The following is a 14,673-nucleotide window of genomic DNA, read 5'->3' on the forward strand; positions in this document are numbered from 1 at the left end:
ACACCATCCACGACCCCGGCCACCCCGTCGAACTCGACGGCTGGACCTTCCCCGAACCCCTGCTGCCCATCGCCGTCGTGGCGCACAGCAAGGCCGACGACGACAAGCTCTCCCAGGCCCTCACCCGCCTCACCGCCGAGGACCCGGCCCTACGCCTGGAACAGAACCCCGACACCCACCAACTCGTCCTCTGGTGCACCGGCGAGGCCCACGCCGAGGTCGTCCTCGACCGGCTGCGCACCCGCCACGGCGTCCACGTCGACACCGTCGAACCCATGGTCGCCCTGCGCGAGACCTTCGGCACCGCCGCCGCCGGCCACGGCCGCCTGGTCAAGCAGTCCGGCGGCCACGGCCAGTACGCCATCTGCGACCTCGAGGTCGAACCCCTCCCGGCGGGCTCCGGCTTCGAGTTCCGCGAACACGTCGTCGGCGGCGCCGTCCCCAAGCACTTCATCCCCTCCGTCGAGAAGGGCGTCCGCGCCCAACTCGCCAAGGGCGTCTCCACCGGTCACCCGCTCGTCGACATCCGGGTCACCCTCACCGACGGCAAGGCGCACTCCGTCGACTCCTCCGACGCCGCCTTCCAGAACGCCGCCGCCCTCGCCCTGCGCGACGCCGCCGAGCACGCCGTCATCCGCCTGCTCGAACCCGTCGCCGCGGTCAGCGTCCTCCTGCCCGACGACTACCTCGGCGCCGTCCTCGGCGACCTCTCCGCCCGCCGCGGCCGCGTCCTCGGCACCGAGACCGGAGGCCCCGGCCTCACCCTGCTGCGCGCCGAAGTGCCCGAACTCGAACTCGTCCGCTACCCGGTCGACCTGCGCTCGATCACCCACGGCACCGCCGAGTTCTCCCGCGCCTACCTGCGCCACGAACCCATGCCGGCCGCCCTGGCCGACCGCTACACCGACTGAGCCGCCTTACGGGCCGGCAGCGCGCACGCCGCCGTACCCCCCGGCATCCGGTGCCGGTTGCGCGCCACCCAGCGGTACGCCAGCGCCGCCACCGGCCGCACCGGCGCCAGCGTCAACACCGCGCCCAGGTACGCCCACGCCCCACCGGAGCGCATCAGCAGCCGCGCAACCGCCTGCGCGCCCCCGTGCACCCGGCCCGCCGGCGTCACCCACAGCACCTCGCGCTCGGCCCGCTCGGCCGACACCGCTCCCCCACCGCCCGCCAGCGCGTCCAGCGCCGGAAGGTCCGCGAACTGGAACGGCTCCGCCTCCCAGCCACCCGAGGCCAGCGTCTGCCGCAGGTAGCGCTCCGCCCACCGCACACAGGACGAACAGAACGCGCAGTCCCCGTCGAAAACCAGCACCGGGTCCTTCACCTCACGGCTCCCTTCATCGCTCCCACCACCATCCTGCCCCACACCAACCCGGCCGGTTCGAGCGGGCATCGACCCCGCCGAACCTGGGCATCATGCCCCTCAGGCCGCATGCGGCTCGATCGTGACGGTACTTCAGACGATCATCGGCGCGGGGGTGCCACGGCACGGTACCCTGCCGCTGACAAGGGGAGGAGGGGACGCCACCGTGACCACACTCGACATGACCCCGGGTGCGCAGATACCCCGTACCGACGCCGGCCCGCAGACCGCCGTCACCCAGGCGCTCTCCTCGGCCGCGTACCGCGACGGCAAGGTCAAAGACTTCGTCGCCGCCGTCGAGGACGCTAAGCACAAAAAGGGCCACTTCGCGCTTTTCGAGCCCAACGTCGGCGAGGCCTTCAGCAAGGCACTGATCTCCCGGGCCCTGGGCGGCGACCGCAAGCCCCTCGTCCCGGCCTTCGGCGTCGACACCCGCCAGGTCGTCGAGCACTGCCTGGCCGCCGAGGAACTGCGCAACGCCCGCGACCGACAGCTCAGCACCGTCACCGTCCTCACCGGCCTGCTCTTCCTCCCCGGCACGCTGATCTGGCTCGGGGCCTTCCAGCTGCGCGCCTGGCTCAAGCGGGACAACACCCGCGGCGCCGACGCCTACGGAGCGCTCGCCCTCATCGCGGCGGCCGCGCTCGCCGTGCTGCTCGTGTTCCGCCCGCCGGCGGCCGGATTCCTGGGCATCTACCTGCGGATCACCATGCTCGCCCCGGTCATCGGCTGGTACCTCGCCCGCCGGATCGTCGAGCGTTCCGCCGTGGACCTGCGCACCCGCTGGCAGGACCTGGTCGGGGGCAGCGCGGTCGCCGCGACCGTGGCCAAGGCCGTCCCCCGCGACGACCTGGACAAGAAGGCCAACGAACTGCGCGACAAGCTCGGCCGCCTGGACGCGGAGCAGGAGACCAACGTCCACCACTACGCCGGCCCCAAGGGCATCCTGGGCGCCGGCCGCCGCTGGGGCGAGTGGCGACTGGCCGACACCCTGCACCCCGCCGAGGGCCACGTCGACTTCCGCGCCTTCCACCCCTGGGACCTGGTCCGCCGGATCTCGGCCCACCTCAAGGGCCTCGGCGTCAGCCACGTCGCCAACAGCGGCATCCCCAACGTCAACATCAAGCAGTGGGTGGTCTTCGACGTCAGCGAGACCGCCGACGAGATCAGCCGCCCCGGCAGCGCCGACATGGACGGCGACCGGATGCGCGACTTCGCCGTGCAGAGCATCGCCGACAAGCAGACCTTCCCGGGCGGCCCCCGGCACTACCTGGCCACCCAGTTCATCACCCACGACGGCAAGCTGATCATCACCTTCACCGTCACGGTGACCCTGCTCGCCAACGTCCTGAGCATCTCGGTGGCGGGCTACGCGCTCGGCCCGGTCAAGGGCGTCTTCTTCGACAAGCCCAAGGACAAGGAGAAGTCGGTCGCCAAGACCGTGAAGTTCTGGGAGGAGCGCACCGTCAAGCTCCCCCTGATCGACAACGACGAGGTCGTCCGCCAGGCCGTCCGCGCCCCCTTCCACCGGATGCCCGGCCTGCTCGGCTGGCTGGGAGGCGGCCTCGGCCTGCCCGAGCCGTTCGGCCTGCGGCACGCCTGGGTCGGCACCGCCTGGAACAACCGCTCCATGGTCGACAACGCGCTCAACGCGTCCGTCCCGGTGCTCAACGCGGTGCACTCCGCCACCCTGGAGTTCCTCCAGGAGCACGACCTGGACGCCGACCGCTTCTTCAAGAACCGCACCTCGATCATCAAGTCCGAGGCGCAGGGCAGCCGGCCGTACAAGGTCGACGAGTTCAACGCCGGCTGACCGGCGCGTGCGCGAAGGGGGCCTGCCCGCCGAGGAGTTCGGCGGGCAGGCCCCCTTCGCGTACGCGTGCTCGGCGGATCAGCCCTGCGGCCAGACCTCGGCCAGCATCTTCCGGGTGTCCGCCAGCAGCTGCGGCAGCACCTTGGTGTGGCCGACCACCGGCATGAAGTTGGTGTCCCCGCCCCAGCGCGGCACCACGTGCTGGTGCAGGTGCGCCGCGATCCCGGCACCGGCCGCCGCGCCCTGGTTCATCCCGATGTTGAACCCGTGCGCGCCGGAGGCGGCCCGCAGCGCGGTCATCGCCTTCTTGGTGAAGTCGGCCAGCTCGACCGTCTCCGCCTCGTCCAGGTCGGTGTAGTCGGCCACGTGCCGGTACGGGACCACCATCAGGTGCCCGCCGTTGTACGGGTACAGGTTCAGCACCGCGAACACGGCACTCCCCCGGGCGATGATCAGCCCCTCCTCGTCGGTCAGCGACGGGATCGAGCAGAACGGACAACCGTCGTCCGGAGCCGGGCCGGTGGGCTTGTTCTCACCCTGGATGTACGCCATCCGATGGGGGGTCCACAGGCGGCGGAAGCCGTCCGGCTCACCGACACCCCGCTGCAGTTCCGGCTCAGTCGTCATGCTGATCAGCATATTCGCCCGATGGTGCTTGCGAAGCCGCGCGGGGCAGACTCGTACAGAGCCTGCCCCGCGCGTGACGGTACGACTACGGCGTCACACCTGGATGCGGCGCTCCACGGCGTCCACGATCTCGGCGATCGCCTCGTCGACCGGAACGCCGTTCTTCTGCTCGCCGTTGCGGTAGCGGAAGGAGACCGCACCGGCCTCGACGTCGTCGTTGCCCGCGATGAGCATGTACGGCGTCTTGGACCGCTGCGCATTGCGGATCTTCTTCTGCATGCGGTCGTCCGAGGTGTCCACCTCGACCCGGATCCCGTGCTTCTTGAGCTTGGCCGCGACCTCCAGCAGGTACGGCACGTGCTCGTCGGTGATCGGAATGCCGGTGACGGTGACCGGGGCCAGCCACGGCGGCATGGCACCGGCGTAGTGCTCCAGCAGCACGGCGAAGAACCGCTCGATCGAGCCGAACAGCGCGCGGTGGATCATGACCGGCCGCTGACGCGAACCGTCCGCGGCGGTGTACTCAAGATCGAAACGTTCGGGCAGGTTGAAGTCGAGCTGAATCGTGGACATCTGCCAGGTACGGCCAATGGCGTCGCGCGCCTGCACCGAGATCTTCGGGCCGTAGAACGCCGCGCCACCCGGGTCCGGAACCAGCGGCAGCCCCTGCTTCTCGGCCACGCTCGCCAGGACGCGGGTGGCCTCCTCCCAAGTCTCGTCGCTGCCGACGTACTTCACCGGGTCCTTGGTCGACAGCTCCAGGTAGAAGTCGGTCAGACCGTAGTCACGGAGCAGGTTGAGCACGAAGGTCAGCGTGGAGTCGAGCTCGTCCGCCATCTGCTCGCGGGTGCAGTAGATGTGCGCGTCGTCCTGCGTGAAGCCGCGGGCACGGGTCAGGCCGTGCACGACGCCCGACTTCTCGTAGCGGTACACCGTCCCGAACTCGAAGAGGCGCAGCGGCAGTTCACGGTACGAGCGGCCGCGCGCGTCGAAGATCAGGTTGTGCATCGGGCAGTTCATCGGCTTGAGGTAGTAGTCCACGCCCTCGTCGAGCTGCATGGGCGGGTACATACCGTCCGCGTACCAGTCGAGGTGGCCGCTCTTCTCGAAGAGCTTCCCCTTGGTGGCGTGCGGGGTGTAGACGAACTCGTAGCCCTCTTCCTCGTGCCGCTTGCGCGAGTAGTCCTCCATGGCCCGGCGGATGATGCCGCCCTTGGGGTGGAAGACGGCGAGGCCGGAGCCGATCTCCTCAGGGATGGAGAAGAGGTCGAGCTCGTTGCCGAGCTTGCGGTGGTCGCGCTTCTCGGCCTCGACCAGGAAGTCGAGGTGGGCCTTGAGCTCGTCCTTGGTCGGCCAGGCGGTCCCGTAGATGCGCTGCAACTGCCGGTTCTTCTCGCTGCCGCGCCAGTAGGCGGACGCGTTGCGCATCAGCTTGAACGCCGGGATGTGCCGGGTGCTGGGCAGGTGCGGGCCGCGGCAGAGGTCGCCCCAGCACTGCTCGCCGGTCTTGGCGTCCAGGTTGTCGTAGATGGTGAGCTCGCCGGCGCCGACCTCGACGTCGGCGCCCTCGCCGGCGGTGGCGGCGGAGCCCTTGAGGCCGATCAGTTCGAGCTTGTACGGCTCGGCGGCCAGCTCCTCGCGGGCGGACTCGTCGGTGACCACGCGGCGGGAGAACTTCTGCCCGCGCTTGATGATCTCCTGCATCTTCTTCTCGATGGCCTTGAGGTCATCGGGGTGGAACGGCTTCTCGACGTCGAAGTCGTAGTAGAAGCCGTCCTTGACCGGCGGGCCGATGCCGAGCTTGGCCTCCGGGTAGAGCTGCTGCACGGCCTGGGCCATGACGTGCGCGGTGGAGTGGCGCAGGATGTCGAGGCCGTCCTTGCTGTCGATCGCGACCGGCTCGACCTCGTCGCCGTCCTGGACGGCGTACGCGAGGTCCTTGAGCTGGCCGCCGACGCGGGCGGCGATGATCGAGCGGTCGTCGGCGAAGAGCTCGGCGGCCGTAGTGCCCGTCGTCACCACGCGCTCTTCCCGATCGGGTTCGCGGCTGATGATTACCCGGACGTCCGTCACCGGTCTCTCCTGACGTGCTGGATTAGAGGACGCAACACTGCGCTGCGCTTGACGATGGTACCGAGAGCGCCGCCCCCGCCGTCCACCTCCATCCTCTATCCCCCGTCTATCCCCCGTCCTGGAGCCCCTTGAGCAGCCGCTCGCGGTCGCCCTCCTCCCAGCCGCACAGCTCCAGACCGTGCGGTCGGGTCAGCCCCCGGAAGCCGTCGCGCCGGTCCAGGCGGCCGGAGACCCGTACCGGGGCGCCGGCCAGGTGGGCCTCGGCGGCGAGCCGGTAGTCGGGGTCGGGCAGGCGGAGCTTGAGTTCGCGGACCTCGGCGCCGCCGAGCACCCGCAGCCGTACGGTGCCCGGTCCGGCCGGGTCTGCGCGCTTGAGCCGCACGACCAGACCGACCACGGTGACGTCGACGGCGGGCTCGATCCGTTCCAGCAGCTCGGCGGCCTCGGCGAGGGCGGGCAGGTCTCCGGGCGAGAAGTCCAGGTCGATCCGGCGGTCCCCGAAGCCGCCCGGGGTCCCGGCGGCGGGCGACCAGGCGACGGTGAGCCGGGCCGCGGTCGCGCCGCGGACCAGTTCGTCGACGGACTGGACGAGTTCCCGGCTGACCCCGGCCCGGACGGCGTTCCCGAAGGCCTCGGGCCCGCCGCTCACCCGGCGGTAGTCGACGGCATCGCGCAGTGCCTCCAGGGCGCGGACCAGGGTGGTGACGGCGGCCCGGCCCTCGGGGGCGGGGGTGTGGGCGGTGAGGACGGCGCCCTGTTCGACGACCAGCACCCGGTCCAGGAAGTCCCCGGCGAGGCCGTCCAGCCGGGCGCCGAAGTAGGCGGCCCTGGTCCGCCCCGCCTTGGCCCCGGCGGCGAGCATCGCGCGCGCGGCCCGCCGGAGCCGCTCGGCCTCGTCCCAGGGGACGGCGTCGGCCGGGCCGGGCAGTTCGCGGCGCCAGCGCAGCTCGTCGCCGGGGAGGGCGAGGGCGAGCAGGATCGAGCGGGCGGTGGGCGTGCGGGAGCGGGAGAGCGCGGTGACGGCGTCGGCGAGGAGTTCGACGGCGTCGTCGTAGCCGTCCCCGGCGGGGACGAGGAGGCTGGTGCCGGCCTCGCCGTCGGGCGGGGTCCAGCGACCGTACCGGGCGGCGGGGCCGCCGCGCCGGACCCAGCCGTGCCGGGCGAGCAGGGTGGCGAGCACCGCGGGGTCGACGGTGGCCGGGTCGGGCAGGGCCGGGGTCGGCTCCTGCGGTCCGTGCGACAGGGGCATGGTGGCTCTTCCTCGCTGCCGGGGCCGGGCGCTCACGGGCTGTCGCCCGCGCCGACCCGGGCCATGATGTCGCAGAGCGCCCGGTCGTCGAAGACCTTGGCGGTGGGCACCCGGACGTTGGTGCGCCGGCGGCCGGTGACGGGGTGGCCGGCCAGGTTGACCCAGTAACAGCAGTGCCGCAGCTCCAGGGCGTCGGGGCGGGCGCGGAGCCAGTGGTCGACCCGGCGCGGCAGCAGCATCACGACCAGGATGCGCGGGACGGCGACCCGGGCGCGGGCGAGTTTGCGCAGGTGGTCGTTGTCCAGGGTGAAGCTGAAGAACGGCCCGGCGGGATCGGGTGCGATCTGCTGGGTCGCCTTGAGCTGGATCTTGATGGTGACCTCGTCGTCCACCGCGTGCGCCCGGGAGCCGTGGCTGACGTGCCAGTCGATGCCGTTGTCCGGGAACGGCTGGGAGAGCGAGCAGCCGGCCGCGGCGGCGACCGCGTGCAGGTAGCCGACCTGCAGCGTCTCCATGCAGGCGGTGACCGCGAGGTTCCCCCGTAGTGCGGCCGCCGCTCCCTCGGGCTGCGGCTGGGCCAGTGCCATCGCCCCGTGCCTCCCCGGCTCCGGGCCCGTCCGGATTCGGACGGGACAGTCATGGGCAGGATCCCCGGTCGGGCCTGGGCCAAACGGTTGAACGACCGTCAGAACCGGGTATCACCAAGGCGCGGATCGCACGCCTGAGGGGCAGTCATGCAGCAGCACTGGTACACCGGCCCACTCGCCTCCTTCGACACCGAGACCACCGGCGTGGACGTGGAGACCGATCGGATCGTCTCGGCCGCCCTGGTCGTCCAGCCCGCCCCGGGCGCACCGGTGCGGGCGGTCACCTGGCTCGCCGATCCAGGGGTGCCGATCCCGGACGGCGCCCGGGCGGTGCACGGCATCACCGACGAGCGGGTCCGGGCGCACGGCCGGCCGGCCCGCGCGGTGGTGGCGGAGGTCACCCGGGCGCTGGCGGAGCAGGCGCGGGCCGGTTGCCCGGTGGTGGTGATGAACGCGCCGTACGATCTGACGCTGCTGGACCGGGAGTTGCGCCGCCACCACGGGCTGACGCTGACCGACGGGCTGGACGGCGCCGGGCTGGTGATACTGGATCCGCGGGTGCTGGACAAGCACGTGGACCGCTACCGCAAGGGCCGCCGGACGCTGACCGATCTGTGCGCCCACTACGGCGTGGAACTGGCCGGAGCGCACGACGCCGCGGCGGACGCAACGGCGGCGCTGGCGCTGACCCGGCGGATAGGCGCCCGCTACCCGGCGGCGCTGGGCGGGCTGACGGCGGCGGAGCTGCACCTGCGGCAGGCGGTCTGGCACGCGGCGCAGGCGCGCGGGCTCCAGAGCTGGTTCGACCGCTCGGGGGTGCAGGAGCGGGTGGACCTGTCCTGGCCGCTGCGGCCGGCCCGGTGCGTCTGCGGCCGTCGACTGGAGCCCGGACACGGTTGCGAGGCGGCGGCGTAGTGGCCGTCCGGGCCCGAACGCGCCGCAGGCCCTGACCGGTTTCCTGGTCAGGGCCTGCGTGCTGTCCGGTGGGCGATACTGGGATCGAACCAGTGACCCCTTCGGTGTGAACGAAGTGCTCTCCCGCTGAGCTAATCGCCCGGGCAACGAGAAGAACCATAGCACCATTCGGGGGGAGCCGTACAACTCGCCCCTTCCGGCGACGGCCGACGGATCCGCAGAACTCGCGCTCCGCACGGAAGATGACTGAGCCTCAGCCGGATTGCGGACGGCGGTCCGGGCGGATTCCGGAAATACACGTGAGGCCCAGCCGATAATCGGCTGGGCCTCACGTATCACAATGCATTCCGGTGGGCGATACTGGGATCGAACCAGTGACCCCTTCGGTGTGAACGAAGTGCTCTCCCGCTGAGCTAATCGCCCGGGTGCAGAGAAAACATTACCGCATCCCGAGGGGTGGTCCGAACACCCTCCGGCTGCCGCCCCTCCCCCCGGACCGACCGACCGGCGGTCGGCCGCCCGTACGGCCGGCGGGGGCAAGGCCACCCGTCCGGTCCGGCCCGGATCCGCCCGGCCGCCCGCTCGCCCGGGAAGATCACCGCCCCGGGTCGGAGCCCGACCCGGGGGTGCGGCCGGCCGGGGCGACGGGCGGGCGCCGGGACCCGAGAGCCGACCGCCCGACCCCGTCAACGGACACGCCGTCCGGAGTGACCGGTTCACCCGTTCTCGTGTTCCTGCGCGCCTTGTCGTTTCACACAGTCAAGCCAGGAAACTAACCAAGAGGGAGCCCGCTAATGCCCTCCCCGGCCACTCCGCGGCGATTCCGCAATGCGCCGTAAGGGGTACGACTCGCGCCCGAATCGGGACAGAGGGGTTTACATCGGTCTTGGAGGTGGGATGGTCCGTTCGCCGACGTGCGATTCCCCGAGCGCACACTGAGCGAAAGGCCATGGCGCTTATGAACACCACGGTCAGCTGCGAGCTGCACCTGCGCCTCATCGTGTCCAGCGAGTCCTCACTGCCCGTCCCCGCGGGCCTGCGCTACGACACCGCCGACCCCTACGCCGTGCACGCCACGTTCCACACGGGTGCCGACGAGACCGTGGAGTGGGTGTTCGCCCGAGATCTCCTCGCGGAGGGGCTGCACCGACCCACCGGTACCGGCGACGTCCGGGTGTGGCCGTCGCGCAGCCACGGGCAAGGGGTGGTCTGCATCGCGCTGAGCTCTCCGGAAGGAGAAGCCCTGCTGGAGGCCCCGGCCCGGGCGCTTGAGTCGTTCCTCAAGCGGACGGACGCCGCGGTGCCCCCCGGCACCGAACACCGTCACTTCGACCTCGACCGGGAGCTGTCCCACATCCTCGCCGAAAGCTGACCCCGGCCGCAGGCGGTCCAGCCCCGCTGTCGGCGGGGCCTCACCCCCTGTCGTCATCGCAGCCGTCCTACTCGGGGGCACGGCAGCGGACTCAGCCGCGCACGACGCGGCCTCGGGGCCGGTGCCGCCGCCCCGCTCCCATCGGAGCGGGGCGGCGGCACCACAGGCGCCCGGTACCGAAGCCGGTCACTCGTACGGGTGACCGGCTTCGGTACCGGGCGCCTCAGTCTTGCCGGGCGCCGCGCAGGGGCGTTCGCGCCGGAGCGGAGTACGGATCCGGACGCTCCGGCGCAATCCGCACAGGCCTTCGAAGAACGCACCACCCTTCTGCCGCAAGGGCCGGTATGGTCTGGGGTAACCGCGGACGCGGGGTATCGGAGTCCCCCTGCGCGAGGAGCCCCTACGTGCTGATCACCCATGACACCGAGTGCGCACTGAGCATCCTCGTGGAGCTGCTCAACACCGCACCCGAGGTGTGCGGCGCCGAGCGCCTGCCGGACATCGCCGCGCTGGACGCCTTCGTGGTGCGCCAGGAGATCAGTGAGATCGACTCGCTGACCGACGACGACCTGCGCCGGGTGCACGAACTACGCACCCGGCTGCGCGAGGTGTTCGCGACGGAGTCCACCGCGGAGGCCGCCGAGCTGGTCAACTCGATCGTCGCGGCCGCCGGAACGACGCCCCGGCTCACCAATCACGACCAGCACGACTGGCACATCCACTACTTCGCGCCGCACGCCGCGCTCGGCGACCACCTGGCCGCCGAGCTGGGCATGGCACTGGCCTTCATCCTGGTGGCGGGCGAACGGGAGCGGCTGCGCCGGTGCGAGGCGCCGGACTGCGCCCGGGTCTTCGTGGACCTCTCCCGCAACCGCTCGCGGCGCTACTGCGACAGCCGTACCTGCGGCAACCGGCTGCACGTGGCGGCCTACCGGGCGCGGCAGCGCTCGGCAGAGACCGTCGCCTCCGCCTGACGCCGCCGGTCCGCCTGACGCCAGCGGCCGCTCCCGGGGCTCCGGCTCCGCGGGCCTCAGATCCCGCGCTTGCGGAGGATCTCCTCGATGTCGGCGAAGTCGCCGAGGCCGTCGTCCCGCTTGCCCGCCGCCGACTTCCCCTGCGCCTTGGGCGCCTGGGCCACCGCCGGGCGCTCGGGCGCCGGGCCGGCCGCCGCCGGACGTTCCGGGGAGTCCTCCACGGCGCCGCGGCGGCCCATCCAGCGGGTGGTGACCAGCAGGACCGCGGAGACGCCGAGCAGCACGATGCCGGCCCACACCCGGGGGTCGAAGACCAGCTTGGCCGCCCAGTCGGCGAACTCCCGGCCGATCGTGCTCGCCAGCGGGAACAGGCCGGTCAGGTAGAGCCCGGCGGGCAGCAGGGCCACTGCGAACCAGCGGGTCGCCGAGAGGAAGCGGCGCCGCCGGGCCCGCAGGCCCGCGACCGCCACTCCGCCCGCGGTGAGGATGAAGCTGATCGCCGCGGTCAGCACGGGCTCGCTCCTTCGCTTCCGTTCGTCCTGGTCATCGGCGCCTCCCTGTCGGTCCGTGCCAGGGTGCACCGTCGGCGGGAACGGGCACCCACTAGTGGAACACTGGGGGAATGATCGATGGTTCCCTCCCCCGCCTTGAGTTCTGGTGCGACCTCCAGTGCCCGGACTGCCGCACGGCGCTGGACGACGTACGGGCGCTGCGCGCGCGGTACGGCGACGCCCTGTCCGTGGAGCTGCGGCACTTCCCGCTGGAGAAGCACAAGCACGCCTACGCCGCCGCGGAGGCGGCCGAGGAGGCGTTCACCCAGGGGCTGGGGTGGCCGTTCGTGGAGGCGCTGCTGGCACGGGTCGAGGAGCTGGACGCCCGGGGGCAGCAGGTGCTGCTGGAGGTGGCCCGGGAGGTCGGGGTGGACGCCGAGGAGGTCGACACCGCACTGATCGACGGCCGGCACATGCTGACCGTGGACGCCGACCAGGCCGAGGGCAGGGCGATCGGGGTCACGGGCACGCCGACGTATGTGGTCGCCGGGAAGCGGCTGGACGGCGGACAGAGCCAGGACGGGCTGCGGGAGCGGATCGTGGCCGCCATCGAGGCGGCTTCGGCCTCCTGACACATCGTCACAACTGCTTGCCGTAGAGCCGGTTGGCGACCTGGTAGCCGAGCGAGGCGTAGAGCCGGACGGCGGTCCCGTTGTGGGTGAAGACGTTGAGGCCCAGGTTCCGTACTCCGGCGGCCAGGCACTCCCGTTCGGCGAGCAGCATCAGGGTGCGGCCGTGTCCCCGGCCCCGGTGAGCCGGGGACACCTCGACGGTCATCACCCAGGCGAGCGGCTCGCCGTCCGGCAGATCGCGCAGGTGGAGGTCGAGCCAGAGCGAGCCGAGGGGCTCCGGTTCCCCGTCCGCGTACAGGCGGCGCAGGACGACTCCGGGGCTGTCGGCGCCCTGCGGAAACAGGTCCCGGTGTTCCAGCCGGGACTTGTGCCGGGCCTGCTCCTCGCTGAGGCCGGAGTCGAGGAGCGAGCGGAGGTGGTTCCGTTCGGCCTGGCCCAGCCAGGCGGGGAACTCCTCCGTGCCGATCGGACGTGCGACGACACCCCGGGGCAGGTCGGGGGCGGCGGTCAGGTGCTTGGACAGGTTCCGCGCCCGCTCGGTGTAGCCGAGGGTCAGGGCGAGGCCGCGGGCGGCCGGGGCCGACTCGGGGACGTCGACGTCCACCCGGGCGCAGCCCCAGTTGCGCAGCACCTCCTCCGCGGCCAGCCCACCGAAGGTGCCCCGGCCTCGGCCTCGGCCCTCGGTGACCTCCAACTCGGAGATCTGCCCCCAGAGTTGGCTGCCGCGGGGGACGGCGGTGGTGCGCAGCGCGCCGACCGGGCGGCCGTTCGCGAGGATCCGCCAGCGTCTGGTGCGGCCCCCGGCCGCGATGGGTGTCTCCGGGCCCTCGGGGCGCAGCGTGGTGGTCATGTCGTGGTCCCTTCCCCCTGCCGGGAAGGTTATCCGCGCTGCCGGCCGCGCCCGGGGTCACGGGTCGAGGTCGTCGCCGCTGCGCTCGGTGAAGACGGCCATGGCCTTGGCGGTGACCGGGCCGGTGCCGGGCAGTTCGCGGTCGTCGACGCGGGTGACGGCCTGGACGTCGCGGGTGGTGGAGGTCAGGAAGACCTCCTCGGCGTCCTGGAGGGCGCTGAGCGGGAGGTCGGCCTCCTCGGCGCCGCACCAGTCGATGACCAGCTGCCGGGTGATGCCGGCCAGGCAGCCGGAGGCGAGGGCGGGGGTGAGCAGGCGGCCGCCGATGACCACGAAGACGTTGGAGCCGGTGCCCTCGCAGAGTCGGCCGGCGGTGTTGGCGAAGAGCGCCTCGGAGGCGCCGGCCCGGTGGGCGGCGGCCAGGGCGACGACGTTCTCGGCGTACGAGGTGGTCTTGAGGCCGGCGACGGCGCTGTGCTCGTTGCGGCGCCACGGGACGACGGCGACGGCGGTCTCGTCGGGGCGGCGGTTGATGGCGCCGAGGGCGACGACCAGGGTGGGGCCGGTGGTGCCGCGTTCGGAGCCGAGCGGGGCGTTGCCGCCGGTGTAGGTGACGCGCAGGCGGCCGAGCGGGGCGGGGTTGGCGGCGAGGACCTGGGCGCAGGCCTCGCGGACCAGGTCGTGGTCGGGGTCGGGCAGGCCGAGGCCGCGGGCGGAGCGGGTGAGCCGGTCGAGGTGGCGGGTGACCGCGAAGGCCCGGCCGTCAACGGTCTTCATGGTCTCGAAGACGCCGTCGCCGGTGGTGAGTCCGTGGTCGAGGACGGAGACGGCGGCGTCGGCGGAGTCGACGAGTGTCCCGTTGACCCAGCTCGTGGTGCGGTTGTGCATGGAGGGCTGCTCCTAGGCGCGGTGCGGCTCGTGGTCGGGTTCGCTGCCCGACGCTATCGCGACCAGACGGGCGGCCTTCAGTTCGGTTTCCGCCCACTCGCGTTCGGGGTCGGATCCCCAGGTGATGCCGGCGCCGGTGCCGAAGCGCAGGACGGGTGCCTCGGCGTCCTGCCGGTCGATCCAGAAGGTGCGGATGCCGACGGCGAGTTCGCCCTCGCCGCGATCGGCGTCGACCCAGCCGACGGCGCCGCAGTAGGGGCCGCGCGGCGCGGTTTCGAGGGCGTCGATGATCCGCAGGGCGCTGGACTTGGGGGCGCCGGTGACGGAGCCGGCCGGGAAGGTGCCGGCGAGGAGCTCGGGCCAGCCGGCGCCGTCGCGCAGGGTGCCCTCGACGGTGGAGACGAGGTGGACCAGGCCGGGGTGCTTCTCCACCACGCACAGGTCGGGGACGGTGACGCTGCCGGTCTCGCAGACCCGGCCGAGGTCGTTGCGGACCAGGTCGACGATCATCACGTTCTCGGCGTGGTCCTTCTCGAGGAGGTCGTCCTCGGTGCGGCCGGTGCCTTTGATCGGGCCGGAGGCGACGGTGCGTCCGGTGCGGCTCAGGTAGAGCTCGGGGGAGGCGGTGGCGATCTCGACGCCGTGCTCGGGCAGTCGGATGGTGCCGGCGTAGGGGGCGGGGTTGCCGTGGGCGAGCAGGCCGGTGAGGGCGTCGATGTCGCTGCGGTCGGGGTCGGGCAGCGGCGCGGACAGCACTCGGCAGAGGTTGGCCTGGTAGACCTCGCCGGCGGCTATGTGCTCGCGGATGCGGCGCACGCCCGCGGTGTAGGCGGCAC

General features: G+C 72.2%; 14 protein-coding genes, 2 tRNA genes and 1 pseudogene. 6 read left to right on the forward strand and 11 right to left on the reverse strand.

The genetic code is table 11. The features are described from left to right. Positions 1–911, forward strand: a pseudogene (locus tag J0670_RS11970) (elongation factor G-like protein EF-G2); the annotation flags it as partial. Here the strand turns inward: J0670_RS11970 and J0670_RS11975 are convergent. Next, complete coding sequence (locus J0670_RS11975) at positions 899–1,327, reverse strand: DUF393 domain-containing protein (RefSeq protein ID WP_307806491.1); 429 nt, start codon at positions 1,325–1,327, stop codon at positions 899–901. The pseudogene J0670_RS11970 and the gene J0670_RS11975 overlap by 13 nt on opposite strands. A gap of 205 nt (positions 1,328–1,532) precedes the next feature. On the opposite strand from J0670_RS11975, the gene J0670_RS11980 reads away from it, so the two are divergent. After that, entirely contained in the window at positions 1,533–3,179 is a 1,647-nt protein-coding gene (locus J0670_RS11980; protein ID WP_207811489.1) for a hypothetical protein, read from the forward strand. Positions 3,180–3,257: 78 nt separating this feature from the next. On the opposite strand, the gene J0670_RS11985 is transcribed toward J0670_RS11980, so the two are convergent. The 4 genes from J0670_RS11985 to J0670_RS12000 all read right to left on the reverse strand — a co-directional run bounded on the left by J0670_RS11985 (position 3,258) and on the right by J0670_RS12000 (position 7,715). Next, positions 3,258–3,818: an HIT domain-containing protein gene (locus J0670_RS11985; RefSeq protein WP_207811490.1), complete on the reverse strand. Its 561-nt coding sequence runs from the start codon at positions 3,816–3,818 to the stop codon at positions 3,258–3,260. Positions 3,819–3,899: 81 nt separating this feature from the next. Further along, the gene (gene thrS / locus J0670_RS11990) at positions 3,900–5,879 is read right to left on the reverse strand and encodes a threonine--tRNA ligase (RefSeq protein WP_207811491.1); all 1,980 of its coding nucleotides are present in this window, start codon (positions 5,877–5,879) and stop codon (positions 3,900–3,902) included. Between the two features lie 106 nt (positions 5,880–5,985). Next, positions 5,986–7,128 carry a hypothetical protein gene (locus tag J0670_RS11995; RefSeq protein ID WP_207811492.1) on the reverse strand — a complete coding sequence of 381 codons (1,143 nt, stop codon included), beginning with the start codon at positions 7,126–7,128 and terminating at the stop codon, positions 5,986–5,988. A gap of 32 nt (positions 7,129–7,160) precedes the next feature. Beyond that, on the reverse strand, positions 7,161–7,715 hold the full coding sequence (locus J0670_RS12000) for a DUF4365 domain-containing protein (protein WP_207811493.1): 555 nt from the start codon (positions 7,713–7,715) through the stop codon (positions 7,161–7,163). A gap of 147 nt (positions 7,716–7,862) precedes the next feature. On the opposite strand from J0670_RS12000, the gene J0670_RS12005 reads away from it, so the two are divergent. Next, entirely contained in the window at positions 7,863–8,630 is a 768-nt protein-coding gene (locus J0670_RS12005) for an exonuclease domain-containing protein (RefSeq protein WP_207811494.1), read from the forward strand. A 69-nt stretch (positions 8,631–8,699) separates the two neighbouring features. Here the strand turns inward: J0670_RS12005 and J0670_RS12010 are convergent. Both J0670_RS12010 and J0670_RS12015 read right to left on the reverse strand, forming a co-directional pair. Beyond that, positions 8,700–8,771, reverse strand: a tRNA-Val gene (locus J0670_RS12010). A 210-nt stretch (positions 8,772–8,981) separates the two neighbouring features. Next, positions 8,982–9,053: transfer RNA gene (locus J0670_RS12015), tRNA-Val, on the reverse strand. A gap of 535 nt (positions 9,054–9,588) precedes the next feature. Here J0670_RS12015 and J0670_RS12020 point away from each other — a divergent pair. After that, on the forward strand, positions 9,589–10,002 hold the full coding sequence (locus J0670_RS12020; protein ID WP_030056266.1) for an SsgA family sporulation/cell division regulator: 414 nt from the start codon (positions 9,589–9,591) through the stop codon (positions 10,000–10,002). Between the two features lie 404 nt (positions 10,003–10,406). Then, a complete protein-coding gene (locus J0670_RS12025) occupies positions 10,407–10,976 on the forward strand; it encodes a CGNR zinc finger domain-containing protein (protein WP_207811495.1) in 570 nt (189 codons plus the stop codon). Between the two features lie 56 nt (positions 10,977–11,032). Here the strand turns inward: J0670_RS12025 and J0670_RS12030 are convergent, their stop codons facing one another. Continuing rightward, positions 11,033–11,488, reverse strand: coding sequence for a hypothetical protein (locus J0670_RS12030; protein WP_207811496.1), 456 nt, complete (start codon positions 11,486–11,488; stop codon positions 11,033–11,035). Positions 11,489–11,598: 110 nt separating this feature from the next. On the opposite strand from J0670_RS12030, the gene J0670_RS12035 reads away from it, so the two are divergent. Beyond that, positions 11,599–12,099, forward strand: a complete 501-nt coding sequence (locus tag J0670_RS12035; RefSeq protein WP_207811497.1) for a DsbA family protein — start codon at positions 11,599–11,601, stop codon at positions 12,097–12,099. Between the two features lie 7 nt (positions 12,100–12,106). Here the strand turns inward: J0670_RS12035 and J0670_RS12040 are convergent, their stop codons facing one another. The 3 genes from J0670_RS12040 to J0670_RS12050 all read right to left on the reverse strand — a co-directional run. Further along, a complete protein-coding gene (locus J0670_RS12040) occupies positions 12,107–12,949 on the reverse strand; it encodes a GNAT family N-acetyltransferase (protein WP_207811498.1) in 843 nt (280 codons plus the stop codon). A 57-nt stretch (positions 12,950–13,006) separates the two neighbouring features. Continuing rightward, entirely contained in the window at positions 13,007–13,837 is an 831-nt protein-coding gene (locus J0670_RS12045; protein WP_207811499.1) for an aminotransferase class IV, read from the reverse strand. Between the two features lie 12 nt (positions 13,838–13,849). Beyond that, positions 13,850–14,673 (reverse strand): chorismate-binding protein (locus J0670_RS12050; protein ID WP_207811500.1); only part of this gene is annotated, 824 nt, incomplete at its 5' end.

Source organism: Streptomyces sp. FH025, assembly GCF_017427025.1.
In the GTDB taxonomy this organism is placed as follows: domain Bacteria; phylum Actinomycetota; class Actinomycetes; order Streptomycetales; family Streptomycetaceae; genus Kitasatospora.

Coding starts and splice junctions, on each gene's coding strand:
- J0670_RS11985 (WP_207811490.1), bottom strand. CDS start 3,818: ATGCTGATCAGCATGACGACTGAGCCGGAACTGCAGCGGGGTGTCGGT.
- J0670_RS11995 (WP_207811492.1), bottom strand. CDS start 7,128: ATGCCCCTGTCGCACGGACCGCAGGAGCCGACCCCGGCCCTGCCCGAC.
- J0670_RS12000 (WP_207811493.1), bottom strand. CDS start 7,715: ATGGCACTGGCCCAGCCGCAGCCCGAGGGAGCGGCGGCCGCACTACGG.
- J0670_RS12005 (WP_207811494.1), top strand. CDS start 7,863: ATGCAGCAGCACTGGTACACCGGCCCACTCGCCTCCTTCGACACCGAG.
- J0670_RS12020 (WP_030056266.1), top strand. CDS start 9,589: ATGAACACCACGGTCAGCTGCGAGCTGCACCTGCGCCTCATCGTGTCC.
- J0670_RS12035 (WP_207811497.1), top strand. CDS start 11,599: ATGATCGATGGTTCCCTCCCCCGCCTTGAGTTCTGGTGCGACCTCCAG.
- J0670_RS12040 (WP_207811498.1), bottom strand. CDS start 12,949: ATGACCACCACGCTGCGCCCCGAGGGCCCGGAGACACCCATCGCGGCC.
- J0670_RS12045 (WP_207811499.1), bottom strand. CDS start 13,837: ATGCACAACCGCACCACGAGCTGGGTCAACGGGACACTCGTCGACTCC.